The organism is Rhizobium sp. WYCCWR 11146 (assembly GCF_013591995.1).
In the GTDB taxonomy this organism is placed as follows: Bacteria; Pseudomonadota; Alphaproteobacteria; order Rhizobiales; family Rhizobiaceae; genus Rhizobium; species Rhizobium indicum.
Genome location: NZ_JACCEY010000016.1, coordinates 30,806 through 52,934 on the forward strand (window position 1 = coordinate 30,806; position 22,129 = coordinate 52,934).

The following is a 22,129-nucleotide window of genomic DNA, read 5'->3' on the forward strand; positions in this document are numbered from 1 at the left end:
AACGCTTGCACTTTCGGCATCATGCTCAAAACCAAACGCCGCGGATTATGCTCCGCGGCGTCAGGACGATCAGATGTTCAGGAGGCTATCTCAGGCGCCGGTCGTTTCCTGATAAAGGTTGGTGCCGATGCCGGTATAGGTAAAGCCGTGTTTGCGGACTTCGTCGCTGCGGTAGATATTGCGCAGATCGACCAGGATCGGAGCGCGCATCGACTGCTTCAGGCGACTGAAATCGAGCGCGCGGAACTGGTTCCATTCGGTGACGATGACAAGCGCATCCGCACCAGCAGCCGCTTCATAGGGACCGCTCGCATATTCGATGTTGTCGATTACTTTGCGGGCGTTCTCCATGCCCTCGGGATCGTAGCCGACCACTTGCGCGCCGGCGTCCTGCAGGGTCTGGATGACTGCGATCGCCGGGCTGTCGCGCATATCGTCGGTGTTCGGCTTGAAGGTCAGGCCGAGGATCGCGATCTTCTTGCCGCGAATGTCTCCGCCGACGGCCGAAATGACTTTGCGTCCCATCGCCCGCTTGCGGTTGTCGTTGATCGAGATCGTCGTCTCGATGAGACGCATCGGCGCGTCGTAATCCTGCGCCGTCTTGGCAAGGGCAAGCGTATCCTTGGGGAAGCACGAACCGCCGTAGCCTGGGCCGGCATGCAGGAACTTGGAGCCGATACGGCCGTCGAGACCGATTCCGCGCGAAACGTCCTGGACGTTTGCGTCGACCCGTTCGCAGAGATCGGCGATCTCGTTGATGAAGGTGATCTTCATCGCGAGGAAGGCATTGGCCGCATATTTGATCAGTTCGGAGGTGCGGCGGGTGGTGAAGACCAAGGGGGCCTGGTTGAGATAGAGCGGGCGGTAGACCTCGGTCATGGTTTCGCGCGCCCGGTCGTCGTTCAGGCCGACGACGATACGGTCGGGACGCTTGAAGTCTTCGATCGCCGCACCTTCACGCAGGAATTCCGGATTGGAAACGACGGCGACATCCGCCGCAGGATTGGTTTCGCGCATGATGCGCTCGACCTCGTCTCCTGTGCCAACCGGCACCGTCGACTTGGTGACGATAACGGTGAAGCCTTCCACATAGGTGGCAATCTCGCGTGCAGCGGCATAGACATAGGAAAGGTCTGCGTGGCCGTCGCCGCGCCGGGACGGCGTGCCGACTGCGATGAACACGACATCGGCGCTGCGGACACTTTCGCCGACATCCGTCGAAAACGACAGCCGGCCGGTGCTGGTATTTTCGGCGACCAATTGCTCCAGACCCGGCTCGTAGATCGGAATGCGGCCTTCGCGAAGGGCTTCGATCTTACTCAGATCCTTGTCGACGCAGATGACGTCGTGGCCGAAATCCGCAAAGCAAACGCCTGAAACGAGGCCGACATAGCCTGATCCAATCATCGTGATGCGCATATTTCCCTCAAATCATTAGAGTAGAACGTCATGCTGCGTCGCAGCATGAGTTCGTCATAGTTAATCTGGACGAAAAGACAATACCGAAGATCGCCTGAAACCCACATCGGAAATCGAACTCCGGGCACCGCAACTTGTTGCGCGCTGCCCCGTCGATAGCCAAAACATAGGTTTGTGTGGGCGATATGACAAGTCGAGCGGCTCGTCAGAGCAGGCTCGACTTCAATCCGGAAACAGGATCAATCAGTCTATGTCGCTGCCTCGGCTGCTATAGCCGGTACCAGACGTAAGGGTCTGTTCCCGATTGAATCTTGTCCCAGCGCAGATCGGTATCGCGCCAGTTCTTGATGCTGCTTTTCCTGTTGTCGAGGACGAGATCGCCCTTGTCGGTTCTGACGACGAGGACCGCATGTCCTTCACCGGAGGGCGTATATGCCGTCGCGATCCGCAAAGCGCGCGACGACCAGCCCATCGCGATCAGCCGGCTGCGCTTGGTCAAAGCGAAATCTTCGCAGTCGCCGCTGCGCACATTCACCTTCCAGACGTCGCCATTCAGTTCGTTGCGGGAGTCGTTCCGGCCGATCATCGTACGATTGACGGCGGTGTTGACGTCCTTCAGTTGCAGCATTTGCTTGTCCGTCAGCGCAACGACCGCCAAACCATTGTTGTCGCGGCATTCGGACGGGTTCTGGGCGCAGAACAGCACCTGGGCGAAAGGCGGAATGATCTTGCCTTTTTCAGAGATATAACTGACCGCCGAATTACCGGTCAGACCGCGGGCAAAACCAGCGGGACCGGCGGCAAATGCCGAGCATGCATTGCCTGCTGTAAAGGCCAGTGCCAGAAGTGTAACGACTGTTTTCTTCATCTCTTAAATCCCCGTTCAGGGCAACCGATTGAGATCAGGCTTGCCTTTTTTCTCGGTCAATGGCATGGCGATCTGATGATCTGCCAAGTATTGGGCGCAGAATATCTGTCCCGTTTCTGCTGCTTGGAAGGAGCATAGCCGGGCCTTGTCTCGATTGGCTTAAACCTTTCGCGACAATTTTAAACGATGTGGAATTCTGTTACACTTTAGCACGCAAGCGCTTGATGTTCAACTTATGTTAGTACGAGTAAATTAATCTCTTCGGTTGCAATTGGTCGCCGCCTACTCTGGTAAACGAATTCACATGTTCTCCAACCTCATCAATAAGCGGGTCTTGCGAGAGGTTTTGCTTTTTGCCTTCATCGGCCTCGTTATATTGACGCTCATACCGTTCGGGAGCGTCACGCCCTTTCCCTTCGCCTTCGCTGCGATCGGGATGTTTGCCCTCGCCATCATTTCGGGATTGCTGTTTAGAGAGCCGAGACAAAGCAGATGGGTTTTCAGTATCGCTTTGTTTCTACTCGTCGTCCTGGCGGGCTGGACGTTCATCCAAACCATCGAACTGCCCGCCAATTGGCTGGCGAACCCGGCCTGGAATGCCGCGCGTGACCTCGCAGGTGCGCAGTCCGCGGCGATCTCGGTCGAACCGGCCGACACGCTGGCGTCGATCCTCTGGGTCGCGCTGCCTTTCGTCACGTTTCTGACCGGGCTGCTCTTATGCGATACCGATCAGAGTGCGCGGAAAGTGCTCGCCGGGCTCGGGCTTACGGCGGGCATCATCGCGGTTTTCGGCCTGCTGCAGTTTTTGCTGTTTCCCAACATGCTGATCGTCGTGGAGAAACGCGCCTACCTCGACAGCCTGACTGCGGTCTTCGTCAACCGCAATACCGCCGCGACCTTCCTCGGGCTTGGAACGCTGCTGATGCTGACCCTGGTCAGGGACATTACCCGAGCCTATTCGAAGTATCCGCCCGGCGAGCCGGGCCGAAACGCGCTTCTCTTGAGATCGTGGATCTATATCCTGCTCTTATGCGCATGCTTCACCGCGCTGATGCTGAGCCGCTCGCGTGCCGGGATATTTGCCACCTTTGTTGCCGCTCTCATCTACTTTCCATGGCTTGTCATCAATTGGAACGGCTCGAGGCGTCATCTGAGACCGGCGCCAAGATGGCGTTCGATGCTGAAGCTCCTCTCGGCGATTGGTTTCGTCGTGCTGCTGCTGACGGTGTTTGCGGGCCAGGCGATTTTGCGGGCGCAAGAGCGGCGACTCGAGGATGATGATCGGTTTTGCATTCTGCCTGGCATATGGCGTGCCATTTCGGATCATTGGTTGACGGGAACGGGGCTCGGAACCTTCCGGACCGTGTTTTCCGCCTACCGCGATCCGGCTTGCGGAATTTTCGGGGTCTTCGACCGCGCGCATAATTTCTATCTCGAGGGATTTTTGGGCCTCGGAATATTGTTCCCGATTGCGACAGTCCTTGCCTTCTCGGTGCTTGCCAGAGTGTTCTGGCACGGGCTCGCCCAAAGACGCCGTCTCCGGCACTATGTTCTTCTTGGCCTGGCGGCGACCGTTTTGGTCGCCCTTCATGCGGCGGTCGATTTTTCGCTGCAGATACCGGGTTTTGCTGTGTTTTACTCCGCCTTCCTGAGTGCGGTTGTCGCGATATGTCTCGGGCGTAGCAACGGAGAGGCGGACATGGCATATGAGCGGCCGTTAACCACATAAAGTTTAAATGGATGGATTTTAATAAGATTTTCGGAAAAGATCGATTGTGCAGGTGCGAACGGTTGACTCTGAAACCCAAGAAATTTTATAGCGGGTGCAGCCTTCGGATTGTTGCGACGCAAGAAAAGTCGGACCGAAGTCGTTTTTCGCTTCCTAAGGGGCTCGGCGTTGCCAGCCTGCCACAGTTAGGGGAATGTTAATCGGCTTTCAGTGTTATTGATCGGGGATTGTCTTGTATTTTGTCAGATCGCGGGGCAGTAGCTTCAGGGGCGTAAACGCAGGGTATTCTATGGGTTGTTCTCGTATCGGTAGTACACGCGTCGCCATTGTTGTAGCGCTAACGACTATATTGGCAAGCTGCACCTCGTTGCCAAGATCCGGTCCCGATCACAAAGACGTTGATCGAGATGCGGCGGTGAAAGTGACAACGAAGGAACGTCGTGTCGGTATCGACTACGCCCTGGTTGATCTCAGCAAGAACGTCCTGTCGTATTTTACCGCTCCCCAGCCGACCTCGTTCAAAGGGTTTGGTGGTGGTCGAGGCGGAGCGCCCGAAATTCCGCTCGGTTACGGCGATGTCGTTTCGGTTGCCATCTTCGAGGCTCAGTCCGGCGGCCTCTTCATTCCGTCCGATGCAGGTAGCCGACCCGGCAATTACATCTCGCTGCCAGAGCAGACCATCGATAGAAACGGAACGATCACAATTCCCTATGCGGGTCGGGTTCCGGCTGCCGGTCGCCTGAAGGAGACCGTAGAGCAGGACGTTGAGGATCGCCTGGCGAGCCGCGCGATCGAACCGCAGGTGGTTATTACGACAACGACAAGCCGCTCTAGCCAGGTTGCCATCCTCGGCGATGTCAACAATCCCCAGCGCGTTGAGATCAGCCCAGCGGGTGAGCGTGTTCTCGATGTCATTTCCGCCGCGGGCGGTTTGACGACCAACAATATCGAAACGAATGTGACGCTGCAGCGCCGCGGCAAGACGGCAACCGTCGCCTACACTACGCTGTTGAAGAACCCGGCCGAAAATATCTATGTCGCACCGGATGATACGATCTCGATCGATCATGAGCGCCGTACCTTTCTTATGCTCGGCGCCGCCGGCACCAGTGGTCGCTTCGATTTCGAAGAGTCCAACCTGACCCTTGGAGAGGCAATCGCCAAGGCGGGCGGCCTGCGCGACGACCGCGCCGATCCCGCTCAGGTCTTGCTCTATCGTCTTGTCCCGAAGAAAACGGTTCAAGCGATGCACGTGGACACGACGAGATTTGCGGGTGAAATGGTTCCGGTGATCATCCGTGCGAATATGCGCGACCCGGCAACCTTGTTTGCTGTTCAGCAGTTCAAGATGGAAGACAAGGATATTATCTATATTTCCAATTCGGACTCTGTTGAACTGGTCAAGTTCCTTGACATCGTGAACTCGGTATCATCCACTGTTTCCGGAGTGACCGACGATGCGAATGATACCCGTAACGCGGTACAGGATCTTGGAAATTGATTGAAATAGGTCGCCGGCATCGGTCTGAATGATCGATGCCGGAGGCTTATAGCGGATTTGATGAAGGAAATTGTGGTTATGGCAAGATCGGCTGTTTATCGTAAGCTTGCATATAGCGGAATTGCCGTCGCGATGTATGTCGGCATGAATTCAAGCGCCTTTGCGGCAGCCTGCCTAGGACCGGCAAATCTGACTTCCGTCGATGTCAGCGGATTTACGGCTAGCCCCGCCGTCCTGCTCGACATGTCCGATCCGTTGGTTCTGTCCTCGCGTGTTCGCGCGCTGGTCGGAAGCAGCAATGACGCGCTGTCGCCGGTGATCGACCAGGCCAAGAAGGCCAGTGCCTCACAGATGGCGGCGATCGGCTCCGGTCTCGGGCGGGCTGCAAACAGCTGCCAGGTGACGGATCCGCAATACAAGCTAGCGATCGAAAAGGCTGTTGCCGAGGCGGCGAGCGCCGATCCGAACCTGGCGCCGCTGCTTGCAGCCTTTGCAAAGGTCCTTGCCGAAGGCGGGACCGCGGCGCTCGGCCCGGGTGCAAGTGCCGCCGCCGCCTCCGGCATCGGCAATGACGGGCAAGTTGGACAAACGGGGCCTGGAGCGGACGATGGTACGCCGTTCGACGGCGCTGCGACGACTGCGGGTACGCTGAAGGTTTCGAATGCCGGCTCGGATGATTCATCGTCGACTTCAACGACGACGATCGTCAGCGCCGGAGCGGGAGGGCAGTCGTCTACCGATCCGACGGAGTCGACGAGTCAGAGTGTCCCGGTCATACAATAGCTGGAATTGCCCTTAGATCTTAGCGCTTGACGCCTTTGTTGGAGATCGAAATTGCTATCGCCAGATAAACTTACGCCGCGTATCGACCCCTCCCGCGATACCGGAAATGATGCTGATTTCATCGATTTCGACAAGCTCATCGCAATCGCCCGCCGACAGTGGCGGATGGTTGCGGCTTGCGGTTTCGCCTTTGCCATTCTCGGCATTGTGTATGTGTTGACTTCGGTGCCTGTCTACACCGCCGACACTAGCGTGCTGATCGACCGCAGCGATAGTCAGGTGATCAACCAGCTGGCGGCTTTCGGCCAGATGGACGATGACGAAGGCACTGTCCTCAGTCAGGTCGAGCTGTTGAAGTCCGACACCATCGCCTATGCTGTTGTCGACAAGCTGAAACTCGTCGACAATCCGGAGTTCATGGGACCGAAAAGCTCGCTTTTTTCTGTCTCAACGTTGAAATCCTTTATGAATTTTCGGTCGTGGTTTGCCGATGACGCAGCCGTAGCACCTAATCCGGAAATGAGGCGGCGAGGCGCTGCCGAGACTGTCGCAGGCAATATCGATGTCGAACGCGTCGGCCGCTCCTACGTCCTCGATGTCAGTTATACCGCGCAGTCGCCCGACCTAGCGCGTGATATCGCGGCTGGGATCGCCGACGTCTATCTGGTCGACAAGCTCAATTCGAAATACGAGGCGACGCGCCGGGCCGGCCAATGGCTGCAGGAGCGCATCGAAGAGCTCCGGCAGCAGGCGCTGGACACCGACCTTGCGGTTCAGAAATTCCGCGGCGAGCATGGGCTTGTCGAGGCCGGATCCGGTACGCTGATCAGCGAGCAGCAGCTTTCCGAGATCAATACCCAATTGATCAATGCGCAGGCCGAGACGGCAAAGGCCGAGGCAAGATATGCGCGCGTCAAGTCGATCATCGACGCCAAGCAGACCGATGCGATCGTCACGGACGTGCTCGACAGCTCCATTTCGAACGACCTGCGCAAGAAATATCTGGAGGCTTCCAAGCTCGAGACCGAAATCGAGGCGCGGCTCGGTCCCGATCACGTCCAGGCGGTTCGGCTTCGTGCGGAAATGGAAGAATATAAAAGGCTCATGTTCGATGAGTTGAACCGCATCGCCGAGAGCTACCAAAGCGAGCTGCAGGTCGCGAAATCGCGGGAAAACTCTTTGCGCGACAGTGTTACACAGGCGACGGGCGTGGCCGCAACGGCTGGCGAGACGCAGGTGCAGCTTCGCGAGCTCGAGCGCACGCGCGATACCTACAAGAATCTCTATCAGAGCTTCTTGACGCGCTACCAGGAAGCAATTCAACAGCAGAGCTTTCCGATTACCGCTGCGCGCATCATCACGACGGCGGAGACGCCGACGAAGCCGAGCGCTCCGAGGAGAGCTCTCGTCGTTGCTTTCGCGATGTTCGTGGGATGTGCATTTGGAAGTGGTATAGCTGCTTTCCGCGAATTCCGGGATCGGTTCTTCCGCACCGGCGATGATGTCCGGGACGTGCTCGATGTCGAGTCTCTCGGTGTCATGCCGCTGATTGAAAATAACGTCGACGATCCGACGCTTGTTGATCCCAGCAATCCGCGAAGCATCGCCAGGGGCGGGAAGACCACGACCTATGTCGAGGAGCATCCGCTCTCGGCCTTTGCCGAGACGCTTCGAAGCGCCAAGATTGCCATCGACCTCAGTGCTGCCGATCAGCGCTGCAAGGTCATTGGCGTCGTGTCGAGCTTGCCCGGCGAGGGGAAGTCGACGACATCCATCAATTTCGCAAAACTCCTGGCAATGCAGGGTGCGCGTTGCCTGCTTATCGACGGCGATATGCGCAATCCCGGTGCCACCCGGGCGATCGGCCGCCATGCCGAGGCCGGCTTGCTCGAGGCGATCGTCGACAGCCGTCCGCTCAAGGATCTGATTCTTCTCGATCCCAAAACCAAGCTCGCATTTTTGCCAACGGTGGCACGGTATCGTGTTCCGCATTCGTCGGAGCTGCTTGCGTCACGCGGCATGGATCAGCTTCTTGAAACGGCACGTCAAAGCTTCGATTATATTATCGTCGACCTGCCACCCTTGGCGCCGGTTGTGGACGCGCGCGCCATCAATTCGAAGCTCGATGCGGTGGTTTTCGTTATCGAGTGGGGAAAGACATCGCGCAAGGTCGTGCAATCGACCCTGCTGTCCGAGCCGGAACTCTATGCGAAATGCGTCGGTACTATCTTGACCAAGGTCGACCCGTCGCAGATGAAACTCTACCGGACATTCGGTTCGAGCGAATATTATTATAAGCGTTATTCGCGATACTATACCGAAAGCTGATGTTCCGCAGTCAGTCCGTTTCGATTACCAGGATCGCCTTCATTATCGTCACCGTCGTCTTGGTGGTGCTGGCCGGTCGAGAGCTCTACGCCTCGATAAGAACGGCCAGCATCTCGATCGTCGCCGAAAGGATCGAGCGTGGCGAGACCGTTGCGGATGATGTCGTGACCAAATATGCGTCGCGCAGTGTCGATGTCGTTGACGGACACTATTGTCGATCCGACATCGTGGCTGCTGGCGTAACCCTCGTTCTGGCGCAACTCGATCGGCAGAATGTCAATCTCAATTACGACGGCTGGGCCGCTGCGGCCTCGAGTGCGCGCCAGTATCTGCGGCATGCGCTTTCGTGTATGCCGACGAACAGCAATTTTTGGCTTCGTCTTGCGGCCGTGCAGTCGACAATTGCGGAAGAGCCGGTCTCGATCGCGGGAATGATGAAGCGTTCGGTTGCGCTTGCGCCGTACGACCAGGTAATGATCCTGACGCGATTTTATTTCTGGAACGATTTCACCGATGCAACACTCGCCGCGGCAGAGCGCGCGCTCGATAGCGATCTCATGACCATGCTGAAACGGGGCGATCGTTGCAGGGTCAATGCCACGATAAGAGAGATCAGCCCACAGCTTCGCCCGATCTTCGATCGAAGCTGGACGAGCGTCGGAGAGGCCGCGACGGCGCGGTTCCGTCAGCGCTGCAGCAAGTAATCATCGAGGCTGGTTTATAGAAGTTCCAAGCTTTTGGCCGACAGGCTGAACGGCTACGGCTCTTTCTCTTGGCCGAATTCAACTTGCATAAAACAACGCCCGCAGTCTGCGCGGCGGGCGTTGCTTTTTGATTGGCTACTGATGATCAGACTTCTGCGTCCGCGCCAGTGATGTTGAGTGTCAGAACGCCGGCGTCGGTGTGGCCTTCGCCGTCGGAGATCTTGTAGAACTGGATGGTTTCCGTGACCTGATCCCCCGGAGCGATATCTGCTGTCAGATCATAGGTGAATGATCCATCCGCTTTTACATGGAACGTACCATACGTACCGGCGACGTCGGTTGTTGCGCTCGGGTCGCCGTTTACGGTCGTGGTGCCGAATAGGCGGAGGAAGAGGTGGCCATTGTCGCCAGCAATGTCGTTGTCCAACGCGTTGCCGCTGATGGCGTCGCCTTCGGTGAAGCTGTAGTTGTCGTCGACAGCGATCGGCTTTACCTGGCTTACGCCCTGGATATTCAGGGTGAACAGGCCGACATCGGTGTGACCGGCACCATCAGAGATCTTGTACGAGACCTTCTCCTGGAGCAATTCACCATTGGTGAAGCCGACCTTGGCAGCGTCGCTCAGAACATAGGTGTAACTGCCGTCCGGCTTGACGAAGAAGGTGCCGTAATCGCCCTGGATCTCGGTGACCTGGCTGTTGCCTTGCTTGGAGCCAACGCCCTGCTGATCGAAGAAACGAAGGAACAAGTTCCCATCGGATGTATCGTTGGCCAGAAGATTTCCGGAAATAGCGTCGGTTTCCAGGAATGTTGCACTATCATCTGTTGCATGAATAGCCATTACTGTCTCTCCTCGAATTGTTCTTTGCTAGGTCAATTCTGACCTTTAGCGAGCTGGTCGATTAAGGATATCTTAATACAGAGAGTCAAGGTGCAATTAACAGCAAGTGAACATTTTTGGGTGTATTGTACAATAATGACACACCTGTAACACGCATAAGGCGATGAAACGCATGGTAATTATTACGTTAATAATAAGTGAGAATACCAAATGGTAGATTCGGGCATCTGTTTCTTCAGAGGAGAAGAATGTTTATTCAGGGGCAATTTATAAGAATACCCGGAGGTGCTTATTCGCAGATGAGATGTTGATATAATCACTACGGGCTACAGCCTGAAATCTCAGTCTTGCTTCGGTTCCCGCACCGGCGTCTGCTTTTCGATGAAACTGATGTCATGATTTGTAACATTTGCTTATCAAGTAATGTTTCTCTCGAAACGCAATTTTCGTAAACTAATATGCGATGCGTGGAGAATAATATTATTTACACCAGAGATATTGGGTAGCATCGCACATAACTGTGCGACGCAATTTTTGTTGCAATGCAAAATATTCGATAAACGAAGATGTTTAGTGAAGAGCGTAAGAATTATCGCGAGATAGAACGCATTTTAGTGTTCCATTTTAGCAGGCAGAGAGAGGTCCGCGGGTAAAAGATTTTCCAGTATCTTTGGGAGATCACGGCGTGACCGTCTACTATGTAAATTCGGCAACAGGATCCAATCAGAACAGTGGGGTGAGCGAGCAGTCGGCTTTCGCGACACTTTCCGCTGTCGAATCCTTGAGGTTAAAGCCGGGTGACAGCGTGCTGCTTGCCGCCGGAAGCGTGTTTAACGAGCAATTCGACCTGAAATACTCCGGCACTGTCAGCTCTCCGATTACAATTGGCAGTTACGGCGTTGGCGATGTGCCAGTTATTCACAGTAGCAATGACGGCATCCACGGCTCGAAGGCTTCAAACATCATCGTGGAGAACATCAAGATTGCTGATACCGGCGGTGCGGCGATATATGCGGGAAATGTCTCCAACTGGACCGTCCGCAACGTCGAGGTCGAAAATACCGGACTTGCCGGCAAACCCGGTTCCGTCAATTTTCAGAGCAGCCAGAACATTACCATCGAGAATAGCAAGATTTCCGGGGTAAATGGAGACGGCATCTGGATGGATAAAGTGATTGGCGTTACCATCGTCAATAATCTGGTCATCAACAGCCAGGGCGCTGCGGCAGACGCCGTTCAGTTGAACGACAGCAGCAATATCCTGATCAAGGGTAACCACCTAGAGCAGACTGAGACCAATAGCGCAAAGGGCGTCCTGGTGCTTGTTCGGGCTGTAAATGCAGCAGTCGAGGACAACACCGTGATCGGCGGCGGTTTCGGGATAGGTGCCAACGCGGGCACGAATATCGCCATCCACGACAACGACATCTCGGGATACGGCGGCTATAGTTGGTCCTACGGTATCGGCCTTGGCGATCAGGGCAATGCGACAAATTACGATATCAGTGGAAACTATATTCATGACGGCGTCTGGGGCGTGTCGATCAGCGCTGCAGGTTACCCAAGTTATACACGCACGGATATCGATATTCATGGTAATGTCTTTGACGACCTGTCGTCCTCGGCGCTGAAGGTCGACAGGCCTGCATCCGGCTCTTTCTATGATAATATCATCGACAGCGTGGTGTCGACCCTGACAATGCCGGTCGCAATTGCTCTCCAGAGCACTTTCTTGATCAACGACAATAAGACCCTGGAGCAAGCGCAGGCCGAACTCGACGCCACGAGTGGCAACACCCCGTCCAACAGTGAGACGCCTACCACGCCGGTTGTGGAGCCGCAGGTCGAACCGTCAACACCGACGCAGACAAGCGCTCCTCTGCCCGCGGCCGAAGCGCAGGTTCCGACCGCACCCACCGTCGCCGTTCCCAGGATTGTCGCAGCCCATGACAGCCTGAAAATCTCCACGGATACGGGCGGCGCCTATCATGGCAACCTCTTCGAAAACGATAGCGCAATCAATGGAACCGTGCTGCTCCGTCGCTTCGGTGACAGTGCAGTGGATAAGCATGGCCTGACGCTGACCGGGAAATACGGCGTTATCCACGTGGAGAGCGATGGTGATTACACCTATACGGTCGATGCGGTGAAAATCGCCGGTCTCAGCGGAAAGGTCAGTGAATCCTTCCAATACAAGATTTCTGACGGCGCTTCTCACATCGATACCGACTCGCTCGGCGTGTATATCAATGTGGACGCGTTCCATAGCAGCCAAGCGTCGCACCTGCTGGTTTGAAATCACGTCAAATTTAGAGAGCGCCGGCCCCGCTGTTCAAGACTTGAAAGCTTTATGATGAAGGGGTGTCGGCGGTCGAAGGCCGGGGAGATGCGGATAAAAAAATATTTCCGCCGTTCAAAGGAAAAATGAACTATAGATTGAATTTATAGTTAACGCCCCAGTAAACGTCGCGAATATGCGCGCAACACGTTCATCCCTCTGCGCCGTTGTTGGGCAATATGCGATTTTCACTTGCTTAGGTTGGTATATTTAGCGTAGCGTCAAGTCAGAATCCCTGAAGCCGCTCGATATAAATTGGAATTTTGGTCACTTTTTGGTTGGATTCATGTAATAGGTCGTGGGCTTGCAAGCGGGTCCGGCGCCGGTGTCGGGGTCCAAGGCAGTCGTGTCATTGATCGGGCGTGATGGACCCGGAGCTGGAGTGCGCGGCGGCATATTTGCTTTCGTGCGATACGGTAAGAGAGGGATTACTTCGTGTTTCAGAGTTCAGCAGCTGATGTCAGCGAGCCGTCCAAAGCATTGAGGAAATGCAAGGGGGGACTTGTTTTCATTGGAATAGCAAGCGCGCTTATCAATATCCTATACCTTACAAGTTCATTTTTTATGCTTGAGGTGTATGACCGGGTCATCCCTAGCAAAAGCATACCCTCGCTGGCTGTCCTGGCAATACTTGCGTTAATGCTTTACGCCTTTCAAGGAGCGTTCGAGGTCCTGCGAAGCAGAATGCTTGTGCGTGTTGCCGGTGCGCTTGACGAGATGGTGAACGGGCGTGTGTTCCGGGCGCTGATCAAGGCTCCGTTGAAGGTCAAAATCGGCGGCGACGGGCTTCAGCCGTTGCGCGACTTCGACCAGATCAGAACCTTCCTGTCCGGCATGGGGCCGACAGCGATGTTCGATCTGCCCTGGTTGCCGTTCTATATTGTGATCTGCTTCCTCTTTCATCCGGCGATCGGATATATCGCGATTGGTGGATCGCTGGTTCTCGCCATCCTGACGTTCCTGACCAATCAGGGAACGCGTACGCTCTCAAAAAAGCAGTCTGACTCCGCCAATATGCGAAATGCCTTCGCGCAGACCTCGATCCGCAACTCCGAGGTCATCCACGCCATGGGCATGGCGGGTACGATGGCCGAAATCTGGGACCGCAAGAACAGTGAATACCGGACGATCACCAGGCAGGCATCGGATGTCGGCAATGGATATGCGACCTTGTCGAAGATTTTCCGTATTGCTTTGCAATCGGGAACGCTCGCGACCGGCGCAATCCTGGTCATTCAGGGACAGGCCTCTTCGGGAATTATCATCGCCGGCTCGATATTGACCTCGCGCGCCCTGGCGCCTGTCGAAGCGGCGATCGGAAATTGGCGTGGTTTCGTGTCTGCTCAGCAGAGCTGGGCGCGGCTTTCGAGCCTGCTGAAAACCATTCCTGAGATTCCAGCCCCCCTTGCACTCGCGGCTCCTACCAAGCAAGTCACTGTCGAAGGACTGGCGAGCGGGCCGCCGGCGGGTCAGCGCCTGGTTATTTCCGATGTCAGCTTCGGCTTACGGGCAGGGAGCGCGCTTGGGGTCATTGGTTACAGTGCCTCGGGTAAATCGTCATTGGCACGGGCGATGATGGGCATCTGGCCAACCGTCAGAGGATCCATTCGCCTCGATGGCGCAGCACTCGACCAGTGGGACGGCGACGCACTTGGCCGGCATATTGGTTATCTCCCGCAGGATGTGGAGCTTTTCTCGGGGACCGTTGCGCAGAATATCTGCCGTTTCGCAAAGGAGATGTCGCCTGAGGCGGTGGTTGCCGCGGCGAGGGCGGCGCGTGTTCACGATCTCATTCTTCGTCTGCCGAACGGTTACGAAACCGAAATCGGCGAAGGCGGTGCCGCGCTTTCGGCCGGCCAGAGGCAGCGTATCGCGCTTGCAAGAGCGCTTTACGGCGAACCATTCCTCGTCGTGCTCGACGAGCCGAATTCCAATCTCGATGAAGAAGGCGAGCGGGCGCTGAGTGCCGCGATCATGAGCGTGCGGGCGCGCGGCGGCATTGTTGTCGTCATCGCACATCGGTCCGGCGTTCTGGCGGTCTGCGACTTCGTGCTGATGATGCAGGATGGCCGCATGATCGCGTTCGGTCCCAAAGAGGAAGTTCTGGCAAGGGTCAGCCGGCCGGAAGCGGCGCGCACGCCGATCGCCGAGCGCGTGGCTCAGCTTAAAGTCGTGGTCGACGGCATGAATGCGGCCGAATAGGCCAGAGGGAAGATTGTGAGCAAGGTTATCAGTGAATCGAAACGCTCCCTCAATCGGCATGTTGCCGTTGTCGGTGTATTGTCGATAGCCCTCGTTTGCGGCATTGGCGGTTGGGCGGCGACGACAGAGCTTTCGAGCGCCGTCATCGGCGAGGGCGTGATCGTCGTCGACGGCGATGTCAAGAAGGTCCAGCACCTGACAGGTGGTATCGTGTCGGAACTGCTGGTCGCCGAAAACGACCATGTGACGGCAGGGCAGGTGCTGATACGGCTCGATGGGACGACGACAAGAGCGAACCTCTCGATTGTCGAAAGCACGCTCGCTCAGCTTTATGCGCGCCGCGCCCGTCTGAAGGCGGAGCGAATCGGCGCCGATTCGTTCGAGGTCGAGGAAAACATCAGCGATCTGACATCCAGCACCTCCGCAGAGAAGCTTCTCGATGGCGAGCAGAAGTTGTTCGACAGTCGCAGGACGGCACTTATCGGAATGAAGAGCCAGTTGGCATCGCGCAAGGACCAGCTGGGCGAGCAGGTAAAGGGGTTGGTCGTTCAGATCAACGCCACCAACGATGCCTTGGGCTTGATCGAACAAGAGCTTGAGGGCATTGATACGCTCTACAAGAAGGGGCTCGTCACGCTTCAGCGTTTGAACACACTCAAGCGTGCCCGCGCCGATCTCCAGGGCAACAGCGGCCAGGAAATCGCAGCAAAGGCAGAGGCCGAGGGTAAGGCAATCGAGATCGATCGCCAGTCAATCCAGCTGGATGAGGATCGTCGTTCGGAGATCGCCAAGGACCTGACCGACGTCGAGGCACAGATCGCCGAATATGAAGAGCGCCGCGGAACCGCAGTCGATCAGCTGCACCGTCTCGACATTACCGCGCCGCTGACTGGGCGAGTTCACGAACTTTCGGTTCACACCGTCAACGGTGTCATCGATCCCGGTCAGACGTTGATGCTCGTCGTTCCCGAAAATAACGAACTTACGGTCGAGGCGAAAGTCGCCACCCGCGATATTGACCAGGTTCACGTCGGCCAGTCCGTCGATGTGCGTTTCAGCGCTTTCGATCAACGCACGACGCCTGATGTGAGCGGTGAGATTACCTCGATCGCGCCCGATATCGTCAAGGATGAGCGCACGGGCATCAGCTACTATCCCCTGCGCGTCAAGCCGAAAGCTGAAAGCATTGCCAGGATGAAGACGATAAAGCTCTATCCCGGCATGCCGGCCGAGGTCTTCATCAAGATCGGCGATCGGACCGTCATATCCTATCTGACGAAGCCGCTGACCGATCAGATGCAGCACGTATTTCGCCAGGAGTGATTGGCGGCTGTTTCGCGTCGTTAATAGCCCCGACGTTTCAAAGCAGCCGTTGTCATCCGCCAGGATGGGGATTGGATGGTTTCGCATTGCTCGAACAGGCATGCGCGGCCATTTCACGAAATTGTCTCAAGCCTGCTGCAAGGTCTCCTCATGATATGTTTGCAGTTTTGGCGAGCGGTGCCGACTGAGAGGCGACCGGCCTATGGACTGGTTCTGTTTCTGGCGTGTCTGGTGATGCTTTCGGCGGTCAGGAACGGCTATGCCGATAGTCCCGTGCCGCTGAAAATAGTGGCCTTCGGAACATCCTTGACGGCGCGGGGAGGATGGCAGCCTGCCCTTGAGACAGAGCTTGCAGCCTGCCTGCAGAAGCCGGTGAAGGTCGAGAGCGTTGCAAAAAGCGGTGAAACGTCACTGTGGGCTCTGACCCAGATTGATCGCGTCGTTGCCGAGCAGCCGGATATCATCCTGATTGAGCTCTACGCCAATGATGCGACATTGCATCGGTTTGTGTCGCTTGCGCAAAGCCGAAAGAATATCGGCGACATTCTCGATCAGCTCCGGCAGCGCCTGCCGCAAGCGCGGATCATCGTCATGGCCATGAATCCGTTTTCCGGACTGCGTGGGCTGATCCGCCCCTTTGTCGACAATTACGTCTCGGCACATCAGGCGGAGGCGCAAAAACGTGGTCTGGAGTTTGTCGACCACCGGCCCAATTGGGAGCGTCTGACGCCGGATGATCTGGCCACGGCAATTCCTGATGGCGTGCATCCTCTGCCCGACACAGCCTCCAAAATCATCGCGCCTGAGCTCGTCAAACGTATCGCCGGCAACAATTGCGGAGAATGAAAATTCGCTCGTAAGCGTCAGAGGCTATGACAGCTCTCGGGGTCAGACTGCCGTAATATAGTTTTTCAGGTAGGTCACCAGTGAAGCCCGACCGGCTTCCGACGAATCTTCGTGAGATGGGCTATCCAGCTCTTCGAGCAGATAGTTCCGGAGATCGTCATCGGTGTGTGCGACATAGATGCCCGGCCGGCCCACGAGCTGGCTTACCGTGGCGAGCTGATGATCGTTTCTGTGCTCGCCGAGAGCCGCCTGCCGGGGAACGAGAATGATCGGCTTCCCAAAACGCTTGGCCGTAAGCACAGTGCCAATTCCCGCATGAGAGACGATGACACTTGCATCGCGAAAGACGTTATCAAAGTCTTTGGGCTCGATATTCTTGATCCATTTCATATTCTGTGGCGTGTAGGTGCCCTTGCCGATCTGCGCCAGAACCGGTTTCGACAGTTCGTTTGCGAAGGTGTCGACAGCCTTGACGAGGCGATCAAACGGCAGCTGCGTTCCGACGGTGACAAGGATCAAAGGACAGCTCCTGCGTAATGGGGGCCATCCGGCCTCGACAGATGTTGCCATTGCGTGAGCCAGAGCGTCGCAATATGGCCGGCCAATTTACCCGATAGGGACAGCTTCTCCACATTGGCGACGCTATCGATCCAGATCGTCCGCTTGCCCGTCAATTTGCCGGCCAGCAGGCAAAAAAGGCCGGGTGCGGCACCAGTCGAGATGATGACGTCGGGCCTGTGCTTGATGACGATGGAGAAGGCGGTGAAAAAGCACCGGATCGACATGGTAATCGAGTCGCGGCTGCAATCGGGAAGCACTAGTCCGCCCCGAATGTCGTATTTTGCAAGCAGTCCCGGGATGGTCGTTGCAAAGACAATATCGCAGCCATCGAATGCGCCGCGCATGGCCATCAGCTGTTCCCAGTGGCCGCCTCCCGACGAGGCAGCGAGAACCTTCAATTTTTTCTCAGTCATAAACAGGCATCTCCTATATTTGACCGATGGATAAGGGCGAAAACCGTTCTGTTCGAACAGCGATTGGGTCACGATAGTTCAGTAGAAGTGTACCATTTTTGGCCCGGTTGATTGAAGCCTTGAAGTTCATGGACAGCCAATCTTTGTGATGTTTCAGCTCGAACATAATAACGCTCAGAACTCTTCCAAGGGCGTCTGCGTAAACAATATCAGAGAGCGGCATTGGGCTTGTATTCCTGGTATGCATGTCCGAGAATCCCATTAACCATGCCCGCGCCGCGCAGAAGGTGGGTGAGGGCTCGCATGCCCCAATAGGGTGAAATCAAGATCGCCGGCAGCATGACCAGCCCAAGCACAACTCTCGTGGCGCCATAGGCCGCGCGATAGATCCGGCGCTTGAGATTGCCATGCAGGACCTCGCTGACTGCGAAGGTATTGCCGAGCCGGTATTGTCTTTGCAATACCCATTTCCAGGTCATCCGGCTGGCCGGAACGATATCATGGACAAGCGCCTTGTCAGCCCAGAAGACCTGCATGCCCCGGCGGATGGCTTGGTTGAAGAAAAGGTAATCCGTGCCCCCGGTGAAGCGCATCTTCTCTTCAAAACGAAGATTCCATGAACGGATCAGGGGATAGTCGAACATGACGTTGTTCGAGGCCGCATAAGAAATGCGTTGACCGTCCTTGTTCTTCTTGCGCTCGAACACCCTTGCCTTGATGAAATATTCCGGCGGGTTTTCGGGATAGACTGGTTGGACGGGGCCATAGACGCAATCGGCGCGGTTTTTCTCCCGTGTCTCCAGCATCGCATCCAGCCAGCCGTCGACCGGCCATTCGTCATCGTCGAGAAAGCAGAAGAGGTCAGTGCCTGGAGGTGCCGAATCCAGTGCACGATTGCGTGCAAAGGGTATGCCCTGGTTTTGTTCGATGACGTAGATCAGGTCGTAGGCACCTGTTTGACCAAAGCTCTCTACCGTGGTCCTCGCGCTGCCAGCCGCATCATTATCCACGATCACCATGGTGAGATGATAGGGGCGAGCCGGGTGCCTGACCTGGCGCGTCATGACGTCAAGCAGCTTGGCGATCCCGTCGAGGCGCCGATAGGTCAGCACACCAACGGTGATCTTCAGTGGTGCGACGCCTGCTTCTGTGCCGACGGATGAATGCGGAAAAGTCTCTTGCTGATTCATGACTGTCCTCTCCGCAGCATATTTCCCAAACGCTTGCGCGCCGCCATCAAAGCCACTTCGGTCGCGGCAGCATCGCCAAACGGACCGCCGGCCACCGTGTTGCGAGCTTCGCTCGGGAGCTTCAGAAGCGATGTCGTTTCGGCAATTCCGCCGGCCACGAGGCTCTTGCCGAGTGCCTGCAACCCGTCATAGCGGCGTGCCAGTTCCAGCCCAGTCGCGATCATGATCCGCGGGCGCAGCGTCTTTGCCCTGCTTGTGCCCGTGTAGCGGTTCGACTCATGAATGCGCTGAAACGTCAGCGGCGTTTCGACGATGGCGCCGCGGCCGAGAAAGGCAGCGGCAAACTTGATATAATTGTCACTGAGGACGACATCGGTCGCGACGGACATCGGCAGGATCTGAGACAGCAGATCGCGGCGGAAGCTCAAGCCGGAGGTCGGCACAGGAAGCGAGGGAAAGCCGCCCCTGCGAAGCGTATCCCGCTTGTCGAACAGTGTCACCTGCAGTTCTGCAGGAGGCTGGTCGCTTTCCTCGGTCGTCACCCGGTCGAAGCACCAGTCGATCTCGTTGCGATCGTAGATCTCGGCGATACGAGCAAGTTTGCCGGGCAGAAACGCATCATCGGCGTCGAGGAGAAAGAGGATATCGCCGCTTGCGGCCGCAAAACCCGCATTGAAGCTCGAGGCCTGGCCGCCATTTTCCTTCAATACGGTCAGGATCCGCTCGCCATAGGAAGCAAGAATCTCTTGGGAATCATCGGTGGAGCCATCGTCGACCACGATCACTTCGAAGTCGGGATAGACCTGCGACAGAACACTATCGATGCATGGGCGCAAATACCGGCCGTAATTGAAATTGTTGATAAGCACCGATAATTTCAATGCACGACCTCCTGCGCTAGTCGACCAGAATGATTTACTGCCGGTGCGTATCGGCGAAGTCCGGCGCGGTAGCCACGCATGTAATAGTACTTCCAGATGGCCCAGAACCGCTTCTTTGATCGCGGCAACGGATAAAGGAGGGCTGCCCGAACCGCCCAGTTGGCGCTCTCGATCCAGGTTCTTAAGGGGATTCCCCCGATCCTTATACCTTTTGGAATGTCCTCGGCGAAGAGCGCTGGCATTCCATAGCCAAGACGTTCCCCACGCTTCTGTACCCAAGCCTCTGTCACGCTAGAGGCTGGAATCCAATGATGAACAATGGCCTCGGCGCACCGATAGGTTTTCACGCCGCTTCGGGATAGGCGGCTGACAATTTCCGTATCCTCTCCCATTGCGAAAAGACCTCCTGGAAGCGGTCCGATATCTTCGCGGAATCGAACATTGCTGCCAAGCAATTCACGACGCACGGTCGTGTTCGGACCCCAAATTTTTGTCGGGTCGCATGGGCCACTGGATTCCTGGTCGGATATGGCGAAGGTTGATCCCATGGGAATCCACTCCAACAGCGGATCCCCGTGGGGATAATGCTCCCAATTTGGAAGAATTCGGCCGCCGATAACGCCGAAATCCGGGTTCGCCTCAGCGCATGCAGCGATCGAACTCAACCAGTTCGCATCTGCCTCGACGTCGTCGTCCGTAAAAACGATCAGCGTTCCTCGAGCTATCGCCAGAGCTGCGTTCATAGCTCCTGATTTGCCTGGGCGGGTATGATTAACAACAACAATTGGAAGCTTCTTTGCATATTGATCGAGAAGCTCCTGTGTTTCGTCTTTACTGTTGTTGTTGACGGCAATCAGTTCCCATTGTTCGACTGGAAGGTTTTGCCCCAACATCGAATCCAGCATCTGTTGAAGCCGTCTGCTGGCGCCGTTGAAGGACGAAAAGATGACACTAATTCTCGGATCCGTCATCAAACCCACTCGCCTCCTGACGTGCGAAAATCCTGCCCGCTGCCTCCGCAGTTGGAGCACTTCCTGTCGATGCCGCGGTTTAGTACTTTTGTCATTTGGCACCGACCTGAGAGTAGATCGTTTTATTCATCGTAGATCGCTGCTTGAGAAATTGGCGCAGGATCCCCTGTCTCACCGACTGCGCCCAGAGCAATTTGAAGCGAACGCCGCTTGGCGGAAATCTCTTGACGACGACGCTGGCCGGCACCATCAGAAGCCATCTCAGGGCGCTAGCGATGGGCAGACCGCCAATTTTCGTTTTTCTGTCGAAGAGGTCCGGCCGAACGATAACCAAGCCCATGCCATAACGCTCGCCGCGCCGCAAAACCCAGCCTTCGTTCACATAGCCCTTCCTGACAATGTGCCGAACCCCGGGATGCCGCGAGTGAAAAGCCTTGGCTCCATTCTTCTCCAACCTGAGAGCGAAAGCAGTATCCTCACCCATGGGGAATTGAGCGACAGTGGCATCGGGGCCGAGGCCGTCGTGAACGATATAGCTGGATCCTAAAATGGAACGACGGAAGGCCGAATTCGGCCCCGATATCAATGCCGCTGAAATCGGCCCCTCGGATAGACCGCCATTTAGCGCATAAAGAATCCCCAGATGCCCATACTTGACTAACCACGGTGCAGGCCTTTCCTCCCATTCGGGCGTGATTAAGCCGCCGAATATGGCAAACTGTGGCTGCTCATCTGCCAAGGTGAGAAACTGCTCGATCCAATCCGGCGCGGGAATGACGTCGTCATCGGTTAAAATGACGAGTTCGCCCTCCAGATGGCGGAAGCCCAAAGTCAATGCGTACTGCTTACCTTGTTTTGGCTCAAAATAAACTTCCAGCGGAAGCCGCTCCTTATAGGAATTCAAGACTGCTGCAGTGTCGTCGCTGCTGTTGTTGTCGACCGCAACGATTTTCCATTCTTCCTTCGGTAGGGTTGAAGCGCACAGTGCGTCAAGCATCGTCGGCAAAGTCTTCTCACCGTTATAAGTTGAGAACAGTATTGTAACCTTGACTTTGCTCATGTGATGCTCCGGACCTCATTTCGGTCGGATCGCTTCCCTGTGCGATTCGGGTCACGCCTTTACCGATGTCTTGGGCCTGCGATAGAACGCTGTCGATGCGTGGGCGCAAATACTGCCATATATTTTTGATGAGCACCGAGAGTTTCAAATTACTGCCTCCTATGCAATCGA

General features: G+C 56.1%; 18 protein-coding genes. 9 read left to right on the forward strand and 9 right to left on the reverse strand.

Annotated elements, in window-relative coordinates:
* Positions 1 to 90: 90 nt before the first annotated feature.
* Both HX899_RS10145 and HX899_RS10150 read right to left on the reverse strand, forming a co-directional pair.
* A complete protein-coding gene (locus HX899_RS10145) occupies positions 91 to 1,419 on the reverse strand; it encodes a UDP-glucose/GDP-mannose dehydrogenase family protein (RefSeq protein ID WP_138330261.1) in 1,329 nt (442 codons plus the stop codon).
* A gap of 268 nt (positions 1,420 to 1,687) precedes the next feature.
* The gene (locus HX899_RS10150; protein WP_129421567.1) at positions 1,688 to 2,287 is read right to left on the reverse strand and encodes a transglutaminase-like cysteine peptidase; all 600 of its coding nucleotides are present in this window, start codon (positions 2,285 to 2,287) and stop codon (positions 1,688 to 1,690) included.
* A gap of 304 nt (positions 2,288 to 2,591) precedes the next feature.
* On the opposite strand from HX899_RS10150, the gene HX899_RS10155 reads away from it, so the two are divergent.
* The 5 genes from HX899_RS10155 to HX899_RS10175 all read left to right on the forward strand — a co-directional run bounded on the left by HX899_RS10155 (position 2,592) and on the right by HX899_RS10175 (position 9,332).
* Positions 2,592 to 4,016: an O-antigen ligase gene (locus tag HX899_RS10155; protein WP_181292376.1), complete on the forward strand. Its 1,425-nt coding sequence runs from the start codon at positions 2,592 to 2,594 to the stop codon at positions 4,014 to 4,016.
* A gap of 289 nt (positions 4,017 to 4,305) precedes the next feature.
* Complete coding sequence (locus tag HX899_RS10160; protein ID WP_062943559.1) at positions 4,306 to 5,517, forward strand: polysaccharide biosynthesis/export family protein; 1,212 nt, start codon at positions 4,306 to 4,308, stop codon at positions 5,515 to 5,517.
* A 78-nt stretch (positions 5,518 to 5,595) separates the two neighbouring features.
* The gene (locus HX899_RS10165) at positions 5,596 to 6,300 is read left to right on the forward strand and encodes a sugar transporter (protein WP_138386831.1); all 705 of its coding nucleotides are present in this window, start codon (positions 5,596 to 5,598) and stop codon (positions 6,298 to 6,300) included.
* A gap of 51 nt (positions 6,301 to 6,351) precedes the next feature.
* Positions 6,352 to 8,628 carry a polysaccharide biosynthesis tyrosine autokinase gene (locus HX899_RS10170; RefSeq protein WP_062943561.1) on the forward strand — a complete coding sequence of 759 codons (2,277 nt, stop codon included), beginning with the start codon at positions 6,352 to 6,354 and terminating at the stop codon, positions 8,626 to 8,628.
* Entirely contained in the window at positions 8,628 to 9,332 is a 705-nt protein-coding gene (locus tag HX899_RS10175; protein WP_171598507.1) for a hypothetical protein, read from the forward strand. The genes HX899_RS10170 and HX899_RS10175 overlap by 1 nt, the downstream gene beginning before the upstream one ends.
* Before the next feature lie 145 nt (positions 9,333 to 9,477).
* On the opposite strand, the gene HX899_RS10180 is transcribed toward HX899_RS10175, so the two are convergent.
* A complete protein-coding gene (locus HX899_RS10180) occupies positions 9,478 to 10,173 on the reverse strand; it encodes an Ig-like domain-containing protein (protein ID WP_025395616.1) in 696 nt (231 codons plus the stop codon).
* A 685-nt stretch (positions 10,174 to 10,858) separates the two neighbouring features.
* Here HX899_RS10180 and HX899_RS10185 point away from each other — a divergent pair.
* The 4 genes from HX899_RS10185 (at position 10,859) to HX899_RS10200 (ending at position 16,882) form a co-directional block, all read left to right on the forward strand.
* Positions 10,859 to 12,469: a right-handed parallel beta-helix repeat-containing protein gene (locus HX899_RS10185; protein ID WP_348647911.1), complete on the forward strand. Its 1,611-nt coding sequence runs from the start codon at positions 10,859 to 10,861 to the stop codon at positions 12,467 to 12,469.
* 477 nt (positions 12,470 to 12,946) lie between these two features.
* Positions 12,947 to 14,713: a type I secretion system permease/ATPase gene (locus HX899_RS10190; RefSeq protein ID WP_138330266.1), complete on the forward strand. Its 1,767-nt coding sequence runs from the start codon at positions 12,947 to 12,949 to the stop codon at positions 14,711 to 14,713.
* A gap of 15 nt (positions 14,714 to 14,728) precedes the next feature.
* A complete protein-coding gene (locus HX899_RS10195; RefSeq protein ID WP_171598505.1) occupies positions 14,729 to 16,036 on the forward strand; it encodes an HlyD family type I secretion periplasmic adaptor subunit in 1,308 nt (435 codons plus the stop codon).
* Positions 16,037 to 16,186: 150 nt separating this feature from the next.
* A complete protein-coding gene (locus tag HX899_RS10200) occupies positions 16,187 to 16,882 on the forward strand; it encodes an SGNH/GDSL hydrolase family protein (protein WP_180195176.1) in 696 nt (231 codons plus the stop codon).
* 42 nt (positions 16,883 to 16,924) lie between these two features.
* Here HX899_RS10200 and HX899_RS10205 read toward each other — a convergent pair whose 3' ends face one another.
* The 6 genes from HX899_RS10205 to HX899_RS10230 form a co-directional block, all read right to left on the reverse strand.
* The gene (locus HX899_RS10205; protein WP_017961662.1) at positions 16,925 to 17,401 is read right to left on the reverse strand and encodes a glycosyltransferase; all 477 of its coding nucleotides are present in this window, start codon (positions 17,399 to 17,401) and stop codon (positions 16,925 to 16,927) included.
* Positions 17,398 to 17,856, reverse strand: a complete 459-nt coding sequence (locus HX899_RS10210) for a glucuronosyltransferase (protein ID WP_129421574.1) — start codon at positions 17,854 to 17,856, stop codon at positions 17,398 to 17,400. The genes HX899_RS10205 and HX899_RS10210 overlap by 4 nt, the downstream gene beginning before the upstream one ends.
* Positions 17,857 to 18,065: 209 nt before the next feature.
* On the reverse strand, positions 18,066 to 19,046 hold the full coding sequence (locus tag HX899_RS10215; protein ID WP_171598504.1) for a glycosyltransferase family A protein: 981 nt from the start codon (positions 19,044 to 19,046) through the stop codon (positions 18,066 to 18,068).
* A complete protein-coding gene (locus tag HX899_RS10220; protein ID WP_180195046.1) occupies positions 19,043 to 19,927 on the reverse strand; it encodes a glycosyltransferase family 2 protein in 885 nt (294 codons plus the stop codon). Before HX899_RS10220 ends, HX899_RS10215 begins: the two co-directional genes overlap by 4 nt.
* Positions 19,924 to 20,898: a glycosyltransferase family 2 protein gene (locus tag HX899_RS10225; RefSeq protein ID WP_181292378.1), complete on the reverse strand. Its 975-nt coding sequence runs from the start codon at positions 20,896 to 20,898 to the stop codon at positions 19,924 to 19,926. The genes HX899_RS10220 and HX899_RS10225 overlap by 4 nt, the downstream gene beginning before the upstream one ends.
* Positions 20,899 to 20,989: 91 nt before the next feature.
* On the reverse strand, positions 20,990 to 21,958 hold the full coding sequence (locus HX899_RS10230) for a glycosyltransferase (RefSeq protein ID WP_181292379.1): 969 nt from the start codon (positions 21,956 to 21,958) through the stop codon (positions 20,990 to 20,992).
* Positions 21,959 to 22,129: the final 171 nt, after the last annotated feature.